Raw genomic sequence first — 15,381 nt, forward strand, 5'->3', positions numbered from 1 at the left:
TCAGGCAGCATTCGCGGTCAGGAGGGCCGGAATCCGCTTATAAACATCGAGCGCATTTTGACCCATCACCTTCGTCCTCCAAGCAGGAGGAATGTGCAGCGTGTTGGCGTCATCATAGTCCCAATGCGGATAGTCTGACGCAAACATCAGCGTGTTCTCACCGTCCATGGCTTCCAGGACGGACCAGAGATGCTGCACGTTGGCCGGCTGCTCCAGCGGCTGTGTGGAGAAGCGTATGTTACGGCGGCAGTATTCCGATGGCAGCATCTTCAGCCATGGTGTTTCCTTGCGCAGCGCCTTGTAATCGGCGTCGAGGCGCCACAGCACCGTCGGCACCCAGGCGACGCCGCATTCGACTACGACGAAGTAGAGTTCTGGCCATTTCTCGAACACCCCGTGAGCGATCATGCTGGCGACGTGACTGATCGCCGACATGTGCAGGATGGCGTGCGTTTCCCAGAAGAAGGTCGTGGGGGCAGGCGCGACGGCGTTCCAGTTGACGCCACCGTGGCCGCCCAGGTGAATGGCAAACGGCAATCCCATCTCCGCACAGGCTTCGTAGATCGGGTGGTAGAAGGGATCACCATACGGCTTCACGGAGCCTTGGGAGGCTAGAACCTGGACCATGCGGGGGTGAGTGCCGAGCCGACGGATCTCGGCGGCCGCCAGCTTCGGATCCTGAGGCGCAATGATGATGGAACCCATGAAGCGGTTGTCTTTCGGCAACCACTCGGCGATCTGATAGTCATTGTAGGCACTGACCAGCGCACTGGCGTAATAGGGGTTTGCGAGAGTCGAGGCTTCTATAGGCTCGTCCCCGGTGAGGATCGCCACGCCGACATTGTATTTGTCGAGGTGTTTTTCCTTCATGATCCGGTAGTTGTCGGCTTCGGTCTCGGGTCGCACATCCTTCCGGGAGAAATCCTGCGGATGGAACCAGGGGCGATGGCCATGCGGGAAGGACCCCCTGGGGCCGGTCTTCTCGCCCTCGATGAACATGTCCTTCCAGATCCCGGAAAGATACGGTTCCAATACCGTGGCGCTCGACCAGTAGTTGTGACAATCGCAGTCGACGATAAACACTTTAGCTTTCGCTCCCTCTCCAGACCGCGGCTCTACTTGCCGTTTAGCTTGCCCAGCTTCCGCCTTGACAATTGCCGGATCAAGCCAATGATCTCTGGGTAATGATCGGGTTTTTCGATTGGGGGTTTGTCCGTGCAGCTGGACCACATTGAGACGTTCCTCGACATCGTCGAGTCACGGAACTTCAACCGGACTGCCGACCGGCTCAACATTACGCAGTCGACGGTCAGCAGCCGGATCAAGAGCCTCGAAAGCGCGGTAGGATCGGAGCTCTTCCATCGTGGCCGCGCCGGCGCTGAACCGACCGCGGCGGGACGACGTTTCGAAGCCTACGCGCGGGCGATGCTGTCGACCTGGTCGCAGGCGCGTCACGACGTGCGCGCGTTCAACCGGTTCGAAGGAACCCTTCGCGTGGCCGCGCAGGTTGGCATGACACGCTCAGTGCTGCCTGGGTGGGTGGAGGCGCTCTGTCAAGCCCTTCCCAAAGCCTCGATCCATGTGGAATCCGACTACTCCAACCAGATGGTGACCGATCTCAGCATGGGAAATCTCGACATAGCCGTGCTCTACGCGCCCCGCTATCTTCCCGAAATAGCTTATGAGCACCTTATGGTCGAGGAATATGTGATGGTCTCGACCTTTGCCAGGACGATGTCGGAGGTCGATCCTGACAGCTACATTCGACCCGGCTACACCGTCGTCCTTGAGAAAACCCATTCGGAGCTGATCCCTTCGTTGGCAATTTCCCGCCTTTCCATGGGATCTGAAAGCCTGGCCGAAGCCATGCTGCGGCGAACCGGGGGGAGCTGTTACATGCGCAACGACGATGCCCGCAGGTTTACGGCCGAGTGCCCGTCCTTCCTGGTCGACGGCGCACCGACGCTCTACCAGCCCGTCCATACGGCCATGCTCGCCCGGCGCAAGCATGAGCCGATCATCCGCAAAGGGCTTCGTGCGCTGCAGCTGGCGGTGATGTCGCTCGAGACGTAGATCGAAATTCCCGATTAAAAAGCAGGGCTCAACCCACTGTTCCGGACAGCCTGCGGCTGCCATGTTTGGCGCGTCATTGAGAGCCAAACATGAACGCACATACCTCGTTTCCGGCGTCCGATTTTTTCGCACCGATGCGGCAGCGGCAATGGGCCGACGCATCGCCACAGGCAATGCTCTGCCGTGCGGTCATCGACGAGACGCACGACGTGAAGACCTTTGTGTTCTCGGCCGCCTCAGATTGCATGTTCTGCTTCAAAGCGGGGCAATACGTGGTCCTTCACCTCGCGATCGATGGCGTTGCGGTGGCCCGGTCCTATTCCGTTTCGTCGCCACCAACACGTCCGCTCGACCTGCACATTACGGTCAAGCGGACACCAGGCGGGCTCGTTTCCAATTGGATCCACGAGAATCTGCGGGCGGGCGACGAAATCAAGATTGAAGGCCCGCGGGGCTCGTTCAAACTTGACGGCTTGCCAGGCGAAAAGCCTCTCTTTCTTGCGGGCGGCAGCGGGATCACGCCTCTTATGTCTATGCTGCGAACCCTGACGGACAGAGCTTCCGATCTGGACCTGTGCCTCATTTACAGTGCGCGGTCGCCGCGAGATCTCATTTTCAGGTCGGAACTCGATGCGCTCGCTGCCCGATTCCGCAACCTGAGCGTGACATGCGTCTGTTCCAGGGCAGATCCCTCCTGGGCAGGACCGACGGGCCGCATGGACGGCCCCTTGCTCCTGCGCCTGGTCCCCGATCTTCGCGAGCGCACGGTCTACGCCTGCGGCCCCGAACAGTACATGAAGGCGCTGCGAGACGGTCTTGGCCAGGCAGGCGTTGACCCCCGGGGTTATCATGAGGAGAGCTTCGGGGGCGCCCTGGGCGGTGCTGCTCCGGATGTGGCCTCTGCGGTTTCGTCCTCGGTCCATTTCGCCCGTTCCGGATTGGAGCATCGTTGCGCACCCGGAGAGACCCTGCTGGAGGCGGCGCGCAACTGTGGTGTCTATGTTCCGACCGGCTGTCAGCAGGGAATTTGCGGTGCATGCCGGATTGCCAAGCTCTCGGGCGAAGTTGCGATGCAGGATCTTGGCGGACTTACGTCCGAAGAAAAGTCAGCGGGCTTTGTCCTGGCCTGTTGCAGCCGCGCTCAAGGCTCAGTTTTACTCGATCTTTGACTTCGGTTGAGATCTGAACGGGTGATTGCCGAATTGACCCAAAGCTGGTCACGCATGCGATTTCAGCTGAATTCCAGGCGTGAGTTCCAAGAAGGGCAGACCCAAAGCTGTGTGGCTAGGTGCTCGGGGAACGGCGTTTGAGTGCCTGAGTCCGCATCAAAATTTTGGCCGGACTTCAGGGCGTCCGGTATTCGGTGGCGATATCTGCTGCCAAGGAGTGGCAAAGCCGATCTGTGCGGCTGAGATGAGGCGCATACCAGCCATTCAGTAGCTGACCTCCGCCTGCCGGTGATCATCCAGTCTACGTTGTCGACCGCAGAACGGCCTGAATATGTTCTGCGAGCTCAAGTTCGCCCGCCTCGATCTGCAAAAGATATCGGGCTCGCCAGCAGGAATTTATTCAACCCGTGGATGGGGAGCGGCTCTAGACTAGTGCCGTTTCTCTTCGGTGCCCCTCAGGTGTTTTGAGCTTGCGGTTGGCGACGTTTCTCTTCCTTGTCCCTCTTGCCTGCCGGTTCCGAGGATTGGGAGCGGGCAACTGCGGCCTCGCAGGTAGACCGGATCTCTTCGACCTCGGCCGCCGTTAAATGATCTATCCCGATGAAGCTGTTCTTGCCCGCACTCACGCGCACCAGTTCGTCAAGCTTTGCCTGTACCGCTGCCCCATCTCGATTCTGCGTATTCTGGATAAGGAAAACCATCAGGAAGGTGATGATCGTCGTCGAGGTGTTGATGATGAGCTGCCAGGTTTCGGAAAAACCGAGGAAAGGTCCCGAAAAGCCCCAGACCGCAATCAAAGCCATGCAAAGGATGAAGGTGATCGGACGACCTGCCCCGCGAGCGACAGCGTTAGCGATCCTTGCGAATGTCTTTTCCATTCAGCTCCCAAGCCATCACAAGAAACCCCGCCGAGCGGGGTTCCTTTAACTCAATGGGCAGCCGCTTTTTTCTTGGTGGCCGATTTGGGCTGACCAGATCTACCCCTGGCCGCGGAGTCCTTTGAGTGGGCTGCCATAGCTGGGGCAGCTCCAGTCTTCTTGGCCGCGCTCGCCTTCGCAGTCGCTGCTTTCTTACTCGCTGCCTTCTTAGCAGGCGCCTTTTTCGTGGCTTCCTCGTTCGAGGAGAAAATGCCGGTGATGCTGCCGATGATGGACACTGCGCTGCCCTCCGTTGAACTGGACCATCAATGCGCATCCGCCCGAAACGGTTCCATTAGACTAGCGTGGCGTCCGGTGATTGGCGCTCGCGGCTGGCCCGGCCGGCGGCGTCTCATTTCCGTTTAGGAAACTGGATCACCTTCGCCTCGGGCTTCGGCTCCAGCGGCTCATGGCCGGGCACTTCATGCCAGAAGACTTGGCCCAAATCGCGCTGATCGACGGGCTGACCGCATGCGGGACAGTTGTAGAAATGGTCGCCCTCGTTGGTGAGCTCAGGTCCGTGCACCTTGCCATGAATCGGAGGACCGACGTCGGAGTGCTCACTCCATTCCAAGAGGTCTGGACGTTCGTCAGGTCCGACCAAGCTGTACTCATACACGGTGGCTTTCTCTTCATCGACCACCCGGAACCAATGATCCTGCAGTGCTCTTGGCGACACTCTTTGTTGTCCGGCGGCGGCCTCGGCGGCTTTCATAGGATCGCTCTCCACGACAGTGCCAGATGACACGACTGTATTGCCGTAGATCTCTTCGACCTGATACTTCGTCATAGTCGCCGCATTCCGATGAGGTCGCAAAGTGGTAGCTTTGTTGCGTCGCGCATGCAGTTTGCACTTCCGGAACTCTTTTAGCTACAGCTAATTGACTGGCCGGTTGGTGGCAAAGGGGCGCGAGGTGCCGCAGTATCGGGTGAGTCATGGCCGCCGGATCGGCTGTGTCTTCGAGCATGGTCATCGCACAGCTTCCCTTCAAAGCGGCAGGGGCACACATCGGCCAGCCTGTCAGGCGCCAGGAGGAAAGCGGTGCGTGTCACGGAGACCAAGGGCGAAAAGCGAGCCTTCGCTTACGTTTGTCGGACGGCATGAGCGCTACCGTGGCGGTCCCTTCCTTTAGAAATGCCAAGGTTCACCCTCACTTTTCCTTCATCGATATGTGGAGTTTTCTTCATTCCGCCGCGCGATTTGTCTGCCGGCGGCGCCACGTTCTATTGCCGGTCCGGCGACTAGTCTGCCCCTCAGAGCGCGGCAGTAATGGGTCCCCTTCGGCGGGAAAGACAATTCCCGCTCCTTCGAAAGCCAGGAGCATGGCGGCGACAGTGCGGGGATGCGGTTTCCTTACCCCGTTCTCAAATTCGCTGATCGTCGCTTCGCTAAGATTGCACTTGGCGCCAAGCCGCACTCGCGACCAGTTCAATAGCGCTCTTGCTATTCGCGACTGCTCTGCCGTCAGGTTTCGCACTTCATGGACCTCCTGCCGACGAACAGCGGACCGTGCGGAAGGTTCCCGAAGTATTCAGCGCGCGCTAACGGAACGGAAGCGGCTCTCAGCATGCCGGCGAGGGCCGATTGTCGTTTGTTCCGCCGTGCTCTTGATCGGGCGACGACTGGATCCACGAGATCAAGTATGACGGTTCCGCACCCAGCTGATCCTCGATTGGGATGGCGCCCGGGCCGACACCAGGACCGGCAGCGGCTGGTCGAAGCGCGAGGAAATCCGAAAGTCGCGCTGCCTCGCCGGATAGTGATGCATCTTCTAGTTTGCAGAGTAGTAGCCGCGATCCGTTCGCGGGACCTCTGAGGACAAGGTAACCAGCCGCCCGGGCCGCTGCCGCGCTCTCTTCGCATGTGGCGAGCCGAGGATGGTTGCACACGATATCCTGAATGTGCCGTCATTACCGCGCCCGCTCCGGCCCAAGGCGAGGTGTGTTCGCCAGAATGGATGCGCAGGAGAAAACCTGTTCGCAGAGGCAGGTATTTATGCTGCAGCGCAGCAACCAACTTGGAAAGGCGGCGTTCCAGTATTTGATCTGCTTTGGATTTGAACGCAAAAGGATGCCGACATGAGAAGTCTCGCCGATACCGTCGCACGCTTGGCTGCTCGGCGAAAACAAAGCAACTCGGTCGTGGCCGGTGACGTCGGAAGGGATCGATTTTCCGAACTTCAGGCGTTCGGGTCCAACCCAGGACGGTTGCGGGGCTGGACATACCGCCCCAAGGACCTTGCAGCGGATGCACCTCTGGTCGTTGCTCTCCATGGCTGCACGCAGTCGGCTGTATCCTATGACCGCGGCGCGGGCTGGTCGAGGATGGCAGATCGCAAGGGCTTTGCCGTGCTCTATCCAGAACAGCAGCGCAGCAACAATGCCAATCTTTGTTTCAACTGGTTCGCCCCAGACGACACCCGAAGAGGCTCGGGTGAGGCACTTTCGATCCGGCAAATGATAGAGGCCGTAGTGATCGCAAACGATGTGGACCGGACTGGGATCTTCGTCACCGGCCTTTCCGCTGGCGGGGCAATGGCCGCCGCGATGCTGGCCACTTATCCGGATGTCTTTGCGGGCGGGGCCATCATAGCTGGTCTACCCTATGGCAGCGCCACTACCTTGCCGCAGGCATTCGACCGTATGCGAGGTCATGGCGGCCCAACCGCGAAGCAATTGGCGTCGGCAGTCAAGCAGGCGTCCGGTCACTCCGGACCATGGCCGAAGCTCTCCGTCTGGCATGGAAGCGCCGACACGACAGTCAGTCCCGTCAATTCGAACCAACTCGTCCGGCAATGGCTTGCACTCCATGGACAAAGTGAAGCTCAAGCCGACACCGCGGAGCGGCAGGGCTATCGCCGCGACGTTTGGAGGGATGCTACGAATCAGGAAGTCGTCGAATCCTACCTCATCCCAGGCATGGCGCACGGGACACCCGTGGACTCGGCAGACGGCTTGAGTGACGGCGGACCTTTTATGATCGACACCGGCATATCATCCACTTCGCTTATCTCCCGGTTTTGGGGACTAGCCGGCACTGAGGGCCAGTCGCCAGACGCCCATCCATCGACGAGATCGGTGCGACACTCCCCTTCGGCGGTCGCGCACCCGCCGTTCCAGCCGCCGAGCGGCCCGGACGCCGGCCCTGGTCAGATTATCGAAGACGCTCTTCGCGCTGCCGGCTTAATGAAATAGAGTAACGGCCAGACTTCAATCGACACAGCTTTTGTTTTAGGCCAGCCCCCGAGCCTCCCTATTCGAAAACGGGACCGTTACAGTAACGCGCGACTTTAGGCGTCCTTGGCGTCGGGAGGTCAGGTGTGCCGGAAACGCTTTTGTTGAACTTTAAACCCTCCACTCCCGCAGGATCTCACCCTGAAGCTGCTTCTGGACAATTGAATTGATCATGGTCGGGCCGAAGCTGGGCTCCCCGGTGGAAATCCAGATTATCATCCCAGGCTTCGCCACCGCAGTCTAAAGCCGCCATGAGCCCGCCGCCTGCCAGCTGCCTGCAAGCGGCCCAACGGGAACATTAGGCGATGATTTGGCGCAGGCGCCGGTCTCCGGCCGGCACAAGCGAGCTTGCCTCCGGGCAATGCCACGTAGCCGGCGCGACAGGGTTTCTGTGGTCGGCGGCCGATGCGCTGGACGTTCTCGACGTTCTTGTCGTCGACGAGGCCGCCCAGATGTGCCTGGCCAACGTGCTGGCCGTATCGCATACGGCCAGGCGGCTGATCCTGCTCGGTGATCCGCAGCAGCTCGATCAGCCCACGCAAGGCACGCATCCCCATGGTACGGGCGGGTCCTCACTGGAGCATGTACTCGGCGGCAGGCAGACGATCGACCCGGATCGCGGCCTTTTCTTCGCTGAAACCTGGCGTATGAACCCGAATATCTGCGATTTCGATTCCGAACTCTTCTATGACAGCAAGCTCCACCCGGTACCGAGCTGTGAGAAGCAGGTCGTCCTGTCCAACGGGCCGATTAAGGGCTCGCGGCTTCGCTACGTCCTCGTCGAGCATGCCGGCAACAAGAGCTATTCGGTTGATGACGCAGATCGTGATGACCATCATGAACAGCAACACACGATGGATCGACCGGGACGGCATCGAAAGGGCCGTTACAATCGACGATATCATCGTCATCACACCCTGTAATGCGCAGGTTTTCGAGCGCCATCCGGACGTGCGCGTCGGTACTGTCGATAAGTTTCAGGGCAGGAAGTCCCCATCGCGATTTATTCGATGGCGATGTCGAGCCATGCCGACGCCCCGCGTAGCATGGAATTCCTCTACAGCGCCAACCGCTTCAATGTCGCGGTCTCCCGTGCAAAATTCCTCGCGATCCTTGTCTCATCCGGGGATATTCGAAGCCGAATGCAAGACGCCGCGGCAGATGCAGCTCGCCAATGCCTTCTGCCGCTACCTGGAAATGTCTGAGGCGTTGCCGGCATAGCGGAGTCGCCGTCGTCCGGCGCCGAACTGCAACCATCATCTTTCTTGGTGTGAAGCAGGACCCTATCTATCGCGCGCTCTGTCGCGATCATGCCCGCCGGCAGGAAAACCTTTCTGCCGGCCCTTATCTTCGACATCCGCCTGTTCTTCGCTGACTCATCCTTCTGGTGCGCTCCGCCCGGCGATAGGCTCCTGCCATGGCGTACACAGGCATCCGTCGCTTTTGGATCGGACAGCACACACAATAGACTGCACCTGACAACAACAGCTCCGGACTTTCTTCGAACAACCATGTTGTCGGCTGAGCGCCCTTTTCGTCACCGCGCTTTCCAACGGTCACATGCTAGTCCGCCCATCGGGATCGGGGCGCTCGATCAATATTTTATCCGGGCCGAGCTCGAAGTGTCGATGTGCCAGATGGATCGCGAACCGCTTCAATTTCCCGTGCCGGGCGAGCGCATCTCGGACTTCCTACAGGCAGGCAAGATCCTCGTCATCAAGCGGCGGCGCATCCTGAAGCTCCAGCAACACCGACCATTGCATGGGCTGAATCGAAGCTGCATGATTTCGGCTCCGTGAGCTCGCGTGCAGATTAAAACAACACGCTTCGCGCTCAATGTCACCGCCACTTCAGTTTTCAGGAGAAGAATGACCCGTTTGTGACCTGGTCGATTCCGGGTTTCGTGCCGCTGGCGTCAACGAATCTGCGCGGCGACGGGAGCGGCAACGGGGTTTGTCTCCGCGAAGATCGCTTCGATCTCAGCCGCTTCCCTGTCGGTCAGGCCCGCGAATTCGCGTTCGCGCGCGCGCTTCGACACGGTCCCGCCATTCTGCCGCAGGAAGCGGAACAGCAGGCCGAGCAGCCGGTCCGGCATGTCGGCGATATTCAGCACGCGCGCTTTGAACGTGTCGTAAGCTTTGAGGAAAGCGGTTTCTGCCGGCAGATCGACGTCAATTGTCCGCGCGACGCAGGAGAACAGAAACTCTGCATGCGGCGTCGCATCGAAGTAGCGGTAAAAGTCCGCAGTGTCGTTCAGAACGTCCACATTGTGGCGATCGGTAGGCCTCCAGCGAACCAGCGGCAGCATCCGCTGCGAATAGCTTTCGAGTGTGCGCCGATACTCGTCGATGCGGTCGAGAATAACGGCGGACACCGGAAACACGACGCCGGGCGGATTGAATCCGCGCTCCGCCAGGACATGGTGGATCAAAAAGCGATGCAGTCGTCCGTTTCCGTCCTCAAAGGGATGGATATAGACAAAGCCGAAAGCGAGCACGGCCGCCGCCAGCACAGGGTCGAGCGCCGGCGCGACCGTCCTGTCGAAGGCGGTAAGGCCATCCACCAGGCCGCTCAGGTCTTCCTGCCGCGCGCTGATATGATCGGGGATCGGCACGCCGGTCGTGCGATCATGCTGACCGACGAACCCGCCTTCGGTGCGTAATCCCAGATGAACGAAACGCGCATCGCCGATAACAATCCTTTGCAGGCGGTCGAGCTCGGCGCGGTCAATCGGCCGCCTTCCGGCTTCCGCGATCACCTGGCCCCACCGCTGGATACGGTCCTGCAGCGGGTCCTCGCCTTCGATCTCGAAGCTGGACCGTGAATCCTTCAGAAGCAGGAACGCCGCCGTCCGTGCCAGCAGATCGGCGGGCACGTCGGCGACCAGCGCGCGCGCTTCCCGGGCAAGGTTCCTGGTGACGAACGCCTCAAGGGTGGGCGTCCTGAAGATCATCGGACAAAAGGCGGGCGTGCCCGGAAGGTTGTTCTTGACGCGGTGGCGCGTGGATGTGACGCCGCCTGTTGCCCATTGCTGTTCGGGGTCGACGATGTGCGCATAGGCGCCGCTGGCCGCGTCCGGCAGGTCGAGGCGGGCCTGCATCAGCCATTCGTAGAGAAACCAGACGCGGCGCGCGAACGAGCCCGTCGGTGCGGCGCGGACGATATCGGCGACAGGTTCAGGCCCGGTCGCCCTGAACAGGGTTTTGAGGACGCACAGATCCAGCCCCTCATAGCGCAGGGCGAATGTCAGGTGGCCAGCCAGGTCGGCGTGCGGCGTGTGGCGGGGCGTGAATATCCGCCAGCCTTCCGCCTCATAGATCTTATGGCGCTGCCCGATGGCAGCCAGCTTCAGCGGCACGGGCACGGCAAGCCGGTAGGCAGCGATCAGGGCGGCATACCCTGCGGGCAGCGCCTCCTCCGGCAGCCTGCGGTCATGAAAAACAGTAACCGGGCCTGAAAACTGATTCTGAGGACCATCACCCATGAACGTCGATACCTTTCCGTGAAAATCGAACACTACCCCTACTATCGCATGAAAATGGAGCACATTCAATGAAAACAGTTTACAAACAGGGCACGGGCCTGAATTTCGATAACCAGCCAAGCAACTGGTGAGGCCAGGAAGATCGTCATGATGACCAGCCAACGGCCAGCACATTCGGGATTCATCGGTCCACTGCATCAGATAACGACGCGCCCAGAGATCAAACGCGTCAGAGGCGGCATCATCTTCGGTGATGTCCCTGGACGTGGTGTAGCTGGTAGTGCGGTGGTCATCGGCGCTTTCCGGTAGAGTCTGGTTGCGACACCAACTCCTGCTTGAAGGACCACCGATGACCGACGACATGATGAACCTGCGCGCGCTCGTGGAGAAGACCCCGGACGCCGATCTCCTGCGCGAGATGATCGGCTTTGCCGCCGAGCGGCTGATGGAGATGGAGGTGGGCGCCGCGACGGGTGCGAAGCCGGGAGAACGGCTCGATTTTGAAAAGCTTCCCGGCGGCGAATTGCGGGTGCGGGCGGCGCGGCCGACCGGCACGATTGACAGCTTCCTTGGACTGCTCGCCAGCAAGACGAAAAAGGTCGCCACGATCGAGGACATGAACGAGGCCGCCGCCGGTTGGGCGGGCGAGGAGTGAAAGTCACCGTCGACACCAACGTGCTGGTCCGGGGCGTCGTCCGCTACGATCTAAAGCAAGCCGCCGCAGCAGACAAGGTGCTGAAAGAGGCGTCGCTGATCGCCGTTTCCCTGCCGTGCCTGTGCGAATTGGTGTGGGTGCTGCGCCGGGCCTATGGCTTCGAACATCCGGTCTGCGCGACCGCAATCCGCGCATTGCTCTATACCGGAAACGTCGTCATGAATCGACCCGTGTTGAGGCCGGGCTTGCGTTGCTGAACGCAGGGGGCGATTTCGCGAATGGTATCATGGCCTATGAAGGCACTTGGTTGGGCGGCGAGACCTTTGTGTCGTTCGATAGAACGGCTGTGAAGCTACTTTCCAAGCACGGGGAAGCCGCAAAGCTGCTGTCGTGAACGCCGCCTTCATTGGCGGCTCGTGGCTCCGCTGGATCGGCGAGACATGGTTCCTGTTACGCTCAACTACTTCACGCTGCTGCGCGTCCAGAGACTCAGCAATGGCGATCTATATCGGCTGGCTAATGCACATGACCCAAGGGCGGCCGGAATTCTGTTCGTGCTGCCAGGGATAATGGCCATGATGTTGGCGCTGTCCAGGCGCTATGGGGCTCCAGTCGTCCTGCAAACCCCTGGATTTGCCAAAAGGCAGGAGTGAAGACGGCGGCGAAACGCGCGTCGCATTGCGGCGCCGGCGGCACTCTGACCACAGGCCATCGACGACAGGAGCGCCCTGCACGGTTCGCTGCTCGTCACTCTGATATGCCATGGCTACGCCGGCGATAAGGCTGGTAATCCCTGTCGCCTCCTCGCGGCCGAACAAGCGGATGATCGCGTCAGCATCGATGAAGCGACGGGTCAGCCAGCTGTAAGCAATACGGTCGACATGCACGTCCCGGCGTGTGACCCAGATCGTGGGCGCGAACGCGTGACGGCGAATCCTGATCGGGCACTATTCGAAAGAGTAGGTAAATCCTTTCGCCGAGGCACCGACGATGACTTTCGTCATCTTCTTGCCCTCGAGCGCGCGATTGAGCACGCCGCGGCTGAGTTCCGGCAGCAGCGTGTTGGTGAGGATGGCGTCGATCATGCGCCCGCCGGATTCGATCTCGGTGCAGCGCGCCTTGATCATATCCAAGACACCCTCGCCGATCACCAACTCGGCTTCGTTGGTTGCTTTGAGACGCCGCGCGATCTTGGCGAACTGGTGTGTTGCGATCGCCTCGATCATTTCGTCCGAGAGCGGGTAGTAGGGGATTGTCACCACGCGCCCGAGAAAAGCGGCAGGAAATACTTTCAACAGAGGACCGCGCAAACCGGTGTCCAGATCGTCGAGGCCGACACGCAAGGTGCCGTTCCTCGTGCGATCCATGATGACTTCGGACCCGACATTCGAGGTGAGCAGGATCAGCGTGTTCTTGAAGTCGATCCGGCGGCCCTCGCTATCGTCCATCATGCCCTTGTCGAAGACCTGGAAGAAGATCTCGTGCACGTCCGGATGCGCCTTCTCGACCTCATCGAGCAGGATCACCGAATAGGGCTTGCGCCGCACGGCTTCGGTCAGGATGCCGCCCTTGCCAAAGCCAACATAACCGGGTGGCGCGCCCTTCAGCGTCGAGACCGTGTGCGCCTCCTGGAATTCGGACATGTTGATCGAAATCAGGTTCTGCTCTCCGCCATAGAGCGTCTCGGCCAGCGCCAAGGCTGTTTCGGTCTTGCCGACGCCGGAGGGGCCGCAAAGCAGGAACACGCCGACCGGCTTCTCCGGAGCGCCAAGGCCGGCGCGGCTGGTCTGCACGCGTCGCGCAATCATTTCCATCGCATGGTCCTGACCCACGACGCGCTCGGATAAAGTGGCGGCCAGCTTGAGCGCCTTCTCAGTCTGGCTGGATAGCATGCGTCCGGTCGGAATGCCGGTCCAGTCCTGGACGACGGCGGCCACGGCATTGCGGTCGACCGAGGGCAGGATCAACGGCGTCTCGCCCTGCGCGGCGGCAAGTTCGGCCGTCAGTTCGCGCAATCGAGCCAGATCAGCTGCGGAATCGCGCGCTGGAGCAGGCTCGCGGGCGGCAAGCGCCCTTGTCTTGCGCGCCTCGCCACCTGGGACCTCGAGAGCTTCGGCCGTGGCTTCCTCCCCCTCCTCCGTGGCAAAGGACATGCCCTTGCCACGGAGTTTGGCACGAAGGTCAAGAATCGCGGCCACAAGCGCCTTTTCGCGATCCCAGCGTGCTTGCGCTGCAGCAAGCGTGGTCTCGGTTTCCGCCAACCCGGCCTCCACGCGAGCCTGTCGGTCCGTCACTTCGATGCCGATCGCCGCCTCGCGGCAAATGATGCCTTTCTCGACTTCGAGCGCCTGGCGACGGCGCAGGATGTCCTCGACCTCGGCAGGCGTCGCGTGCTGAGAGATGGCAACGCGGGCGCAGGCGGTGTCGAGCAGGCTGACCGCCTTGTCGGGCAGCTGCCTGGCCGGGATGTAGCGGTGCGAAAGGGAAACCGACGCCTCGATCGCCTCGTCCAGGATTTGCACCTGATGGTGCTGCTCAAGAACGCCGGCGACACCACGCAACATCAGCACGGCCACCGATTCGGAAGGTTCGTCGATCTTGACCACCTGGAACCGACGGGTCAGCGCCGGATCCTTCTCGATGTGCTGCTTGTATTCGGCCCACGTCGTGGCGGCGATGGTGCGGAGCTCGCCGCGCGCGAGAGCAGGCTTCAAGAGATTGGCTGCATCGCCGGTTCCCGCCGCGCCACCCGCGCCGATCAGTGTATGCGCCTCGTCGATGAACAGGATGATCGGTGTCTCTGAGACCTGGACCTCGTCGATGACAGCCTTCAGCCGCTTTTCGAACTCGCCCTTGACGCTGGCGCCCGCCTGCATCAGGCCGACATCGAGCATGCGCACGCTGACATTCTGAAGCGGCGGCGGCACGTCGCCCTGGGCAATGCGCAAGGCAAAGCCCTCGACGACCGCCGTCTTGCCGACACCCGCCTCGCCTGTCAGGATCGGGTTGTTCTGCCGGCGCCGCATCAAGATGTCGACGATCTGACGGATCTCCGCATCGCGGCCGACGACCGGATCGATCTTGCCATCACGGGCGCGCTGAGTGAGGTCGGTGGCGTATTTGGCGAGCGCCGAGTCACGGCCCGGGCCGCGTTTCATCGGTGTTTCGGCGGCAGCTGTCGCGGGCGGTGAGCCGGATTCGAGCGAGCCTTCAATGACATCGGCGAACCGCGCAATGACCCCATCAGCATTGATCTTGTCGAATTCGGCGCTGATCTTCGAAACCAGCCCCTCCAGCACCGGTGTCTTCAGGCAGGCGAGAAGAATATGCGCGCTGCGCACCTCCTCGACCCCGAATTCCAGTGTGGCCAGGTTCCAGCCTTCCTGTATGGCGTGGAAGATGTGATCGGAGAATTCCTCCACCGAGGTCGCGCCGTAGGGCAGCTTGTCGACGGCACGGGTCATATCCGCCGTCAGCCGGCTGACATCCAGCCCGGCATCAGCGACGATCATCTGTACATCCGAGCGCTCGGACAGCACCAATTGCTGGACGAAATGGACGAGCTCGACATACGGGTTGCCGCGCAACTTGGCCGTGTCCGCGGCGGCCTTGAAGGCGCGCACCCCCGTGGGATTGAGCTTCGCAACAAGTTCCTTGCGCTTGAAACTCTGCGACGACCGGCGCTGTTCCATTTGAACCTGCCCCCGAAATCTGCTGACCCTACCCTGCCACAGAAGCAGCTGCTTGACAAAGCCGTGTGAGGAGACGGTCCTTCTGACCTGTCCGCGCGGCACCTTGTGGTTACACAAGCCTAGCAAACTCCTGCAAAGAACCCGAACTGGAATCCGA

12 protein-coding genes and 3 pseudogenes are annotated in these 15,381 nt (G+C 60.8%); 8 read left to right on the plus strand and 7 right to left on the minus strand.

Annotation, left to right across the window (positions count from 1 at the left end; translation table 11 throughout):
• Positions 1-1,083, minus strand: coding sequence for an amidohydrolase family protein (locus M653_RS0112780; protein ID WP_027143705.1), 1,083 nt, complete (start codon positions 1,081-1,083; stop codon positions 1-3).
• A 132-nt stretch (positions 1,084-1,215) separates the two neighbouring features.
• Between M653_RS0112780 and M653_RS0112785 the strand changes: the two genes are divergently transcribed.
• Both M653_RS0112785 and M653_RS0112790 read left to right on the plus strand, forming a co-directional pair.
• Positions 1,216-2,073 (plus strand): LysR family transcriptional regulator, encoded by an 858-nt coding sequence (locus tag M653_RS0112785; RefSeq protein ID WP_027143706.1) that lies wholly within the window; start codon positions 1,216-1,218, stop codon positions 2,071-2,073.
• An 89-nt stretch (positions 2,074-2,162) separates the two neighbouring features.
• Positions 2,163-3,242 (plus strand): hybrid-cluster NAD(P)-dependent oxidoreductase, encoded by a 1,080-nt coding sequence (locus tag M653_RS0112790; protein ID WP_027143707.1) that lies wholly within the window; start codon positions 2,163-2,165, stop codon positions 3,240-3,242.
• A 455-nt stretch (positions 3,243-3,697) separates the two neighbouring features.
• Here M653_RS0112790 and M653_RS0112795 read toward each other — a convergent pair whose 3' ends face one another.
• From M653_RS0112795 to M653_RS1000000135515, 3 genes are all read right to left on the minus strand, one after another.
• Positions 3,698-4,120 (minus strand): low affinity iron permease family protein, encoded by a 423-nt coding sequence (locus M653_RS0112795; RefSeq protein ID WP_027143708.1) that lies wholly within the window; start codon positions 4,118-4,120, stop codon positions 3,698-3,700.
• A 391-nt stretch (positions 4,121-4,511) separates the two neighbouring features.
• Entirely contained in the window at positions 4,512-4,949 is a 438-nt protein-coding gene (locus tag M653_RS1000000137625; RefSeq protein WP_245262119.1) for a hypothetical protein, read from the minus strand.
• 394 nt (positions 4,950-5,343) lie between these two features.
• Positions 5,344-5,637, minus strand: coding sequence for a helix-turn-helix transcriptional regulator (locus M653_RS1000000135515; RefSeq protein ID WP_280940103.1), 294 nt, complete (start codon positions 5,635-5,637; stop codon positions 5,344-5,346).
• Positions 5,638-6,238: 601 nt separating this feature from the next.
• On the opposite strand from M653_RS1000000135515, the gene M653_RS0112810 reads away from it, so the two are divergent.
• From M653_RS0112810 to M653_RS1000000136665, 3 genes are all read left to right on the plus strand, one after another.
• Positions 6,239-7,354 carry a PHB depolymerase family esterase gene (locus tag M653_RS0112810; RefSeq protein WP_027143711.1) on the plus strand — a complete coding sequence of 372 codons (1,116 nt, stop codon included), beginning with the start codon at positions 6,239-6,241 and terminating at the stop codon, positions 7,352-7,354.
• Positions 7,355-7,845: 491 nt separating this feature from the next.
• The gene (locus M653_RS1000000137630) at positions 7,846-8,316 is read left to right on the plus strand and encodes a hypothetical protein (protein ID WP_245262120.1); all 471 of its coding nucleotides are present in this window, start codon (positions 7,846-7,848) and stop codon (positions 8,314-8,316) included.
• 588 nt (positions 8,317-8,904) lie between these two features.
• Positions 8,905-9,192: a hypothetical protein gene (locus M653_RS1000000136665; protein ID WP_156938185.1), complete on the plus strand. Its 288-nt coding sequence runs from the start codon at positions 8,905-8,907 to the stop codon at positions 9,190-9,192.
• A 116-nt stretch (positions 9,193-9,308) separates the two neighbouring features.
• On the opposite strand, the gene M653_RS01000000132425 is transcribed toward M653_RS1000000136665, so the two are convergent.
• Positions 9,309-10,877 carry a Fic family protein gene (locus M653_RS01000000132425; RefSeq protein WP_084636632.1) on the minus strand — a complete coding sequence of 523 codons (1,569 nt, stop codon included), beginning with the start codon at positions 10,875-10,877 and terminating at the stop codon, positions 9,309-9,311.
• A gap of 349 nt (positions 10,878-11,226) precedes the next feature.
• Here M653_RS01000000132425 and M653_RS1000000137270 point away from each other — a divergent pair.
• The 3 pseudogenes from M653_RS1000000137270 to M653_RS1000000134385 all read left to right on the plus strand — a co-directional run.
• Positions 11,227-11,355: pseudogene (locus tag M653_RS1000000137270) on the plus strand (IS256 family transposase); the annotation flags it as partial.
• A pseudogene (locus tag M653_RS1000000137275) lies at positions 11,350-11,532 on the plus strand (AbrB/MazE/SpoVT family DNA-binding domain-containing protein); the annotation flags it as partial. The pseudogenes M653_RS1000000137270 and M653_RS1000000137275, both read left to right, overlap by 6 nt.
• Positions 11,529-11,926: pseudogene (locus M653_RS1000000134385) on the plus strand (type II toxin-antitoxin system VapC family toxin). The pseudogenes M653_RS1000000137275 and M653_RS1000000134385, both read left to right, overlap by 4 nt.
• Before the next feature lie 109 nt (positions 11,927-12,035).
• On the opposite strand, the gene M653_RS1000000135520 reads toward M653_RS1000000134385, so the two are convergent.
• Positions 12,036-12,473 (minus strand): chromate resistance protein ChrB domain-containing protein, encoded by a 438-nt coding sequence (locus M653_RS1000000135520; RefSeq protein ID WP_084636634.1) that lies wholly within the window; start codon positions 12,471-12,473, stop codon positions 12,036-12,038.
• A 6-nt stretch (positions 12,474-12,479) separates the two neighbouring features.
• Positions 12,480-15,224 (minus strand): type VI secretion system ATPase TssH, encoded by a 2,745-nt coding sequence (gene tssH, locus M653_RS0112855; protein ID WP_027143715.1) that lies wholly within the window; start codon positions 15,222-15,224, stop codon positions 12,480-12,482.
• Between the last annotated feature and the right edge of the window lie 157 nt (positions 15,225-15,381).

The organism is Mesorhizobium sp. WSM3626 (assembly GCF_000513935.1).
GTDB lineage: Bacteria > Pseudomonadota > Alphaproteobacteria > Rhizobiales > Rhizobiaceae > Mesorhizobium > Mesorhizobium salmacidum.

Excerpts from the sequence above, each read along its gene's own strand:
- M653_RS0112810 (WP_027143711.1), top strand. The coding sequence starts at position 6,239 with ATGAGAAGTCTCGCCGATACCGTCGCACGCTTGGCTGCTCGGCGAAAA.
- M653_RS0112795 (WP_027143708.1), bottom strand. The coding sequence starts at position 4,120 with ATGGAAAAGACATTCGCAAGGATCGCTAACGCTGTCGCTCGCGGGGCA.
- M653_RS1000000137630 (WP_245262120.1), top strand. The coding sequence starts at position 7,846 with ATGTGCCTGGCCAACGTGCTGGCCGTATCGCATACGGCCAGGCGGCTG.
- M653_RS1000000137625 (WP_245262119.1), bottom strand. The coding sequence starts at position 4,949 with ATGACGAAGTATCAGGTCGAAGAGATCTACGGCAATACAGTCGTGTCA.
- M653_RS01000000132425 (WP_084636632.1), bottom strand. The coding sequence starts at position 10,877 with ATGGGTGATGGTCCTCAGAATCAGTTTTCAGGCCCGGTTACTGTTTTT.
- M653_RS0112790 (WP_027143707.1), top strand. The coding sequence starts at position 2,163 with ATGAACGCACATACCTCGTTTCCGGCGTCCGATTTTTTCGCACCGATG.
- M653_RS1000000136665 (WP_156938185.1), top strand. The coding sequence starts at position 8,905 with ATGTTGTCGGCTGAGCGCCCTTTTCGTCACCGCGCTTTCCAACGGTCA.
- tssH (WP_027143715.1), bottom strand. The coding sequence starts at position 15,224 with ATGGAACAGCGCCGGTCGTCGCAGAGTTTCAAGCGCAAGGAACTTGTT.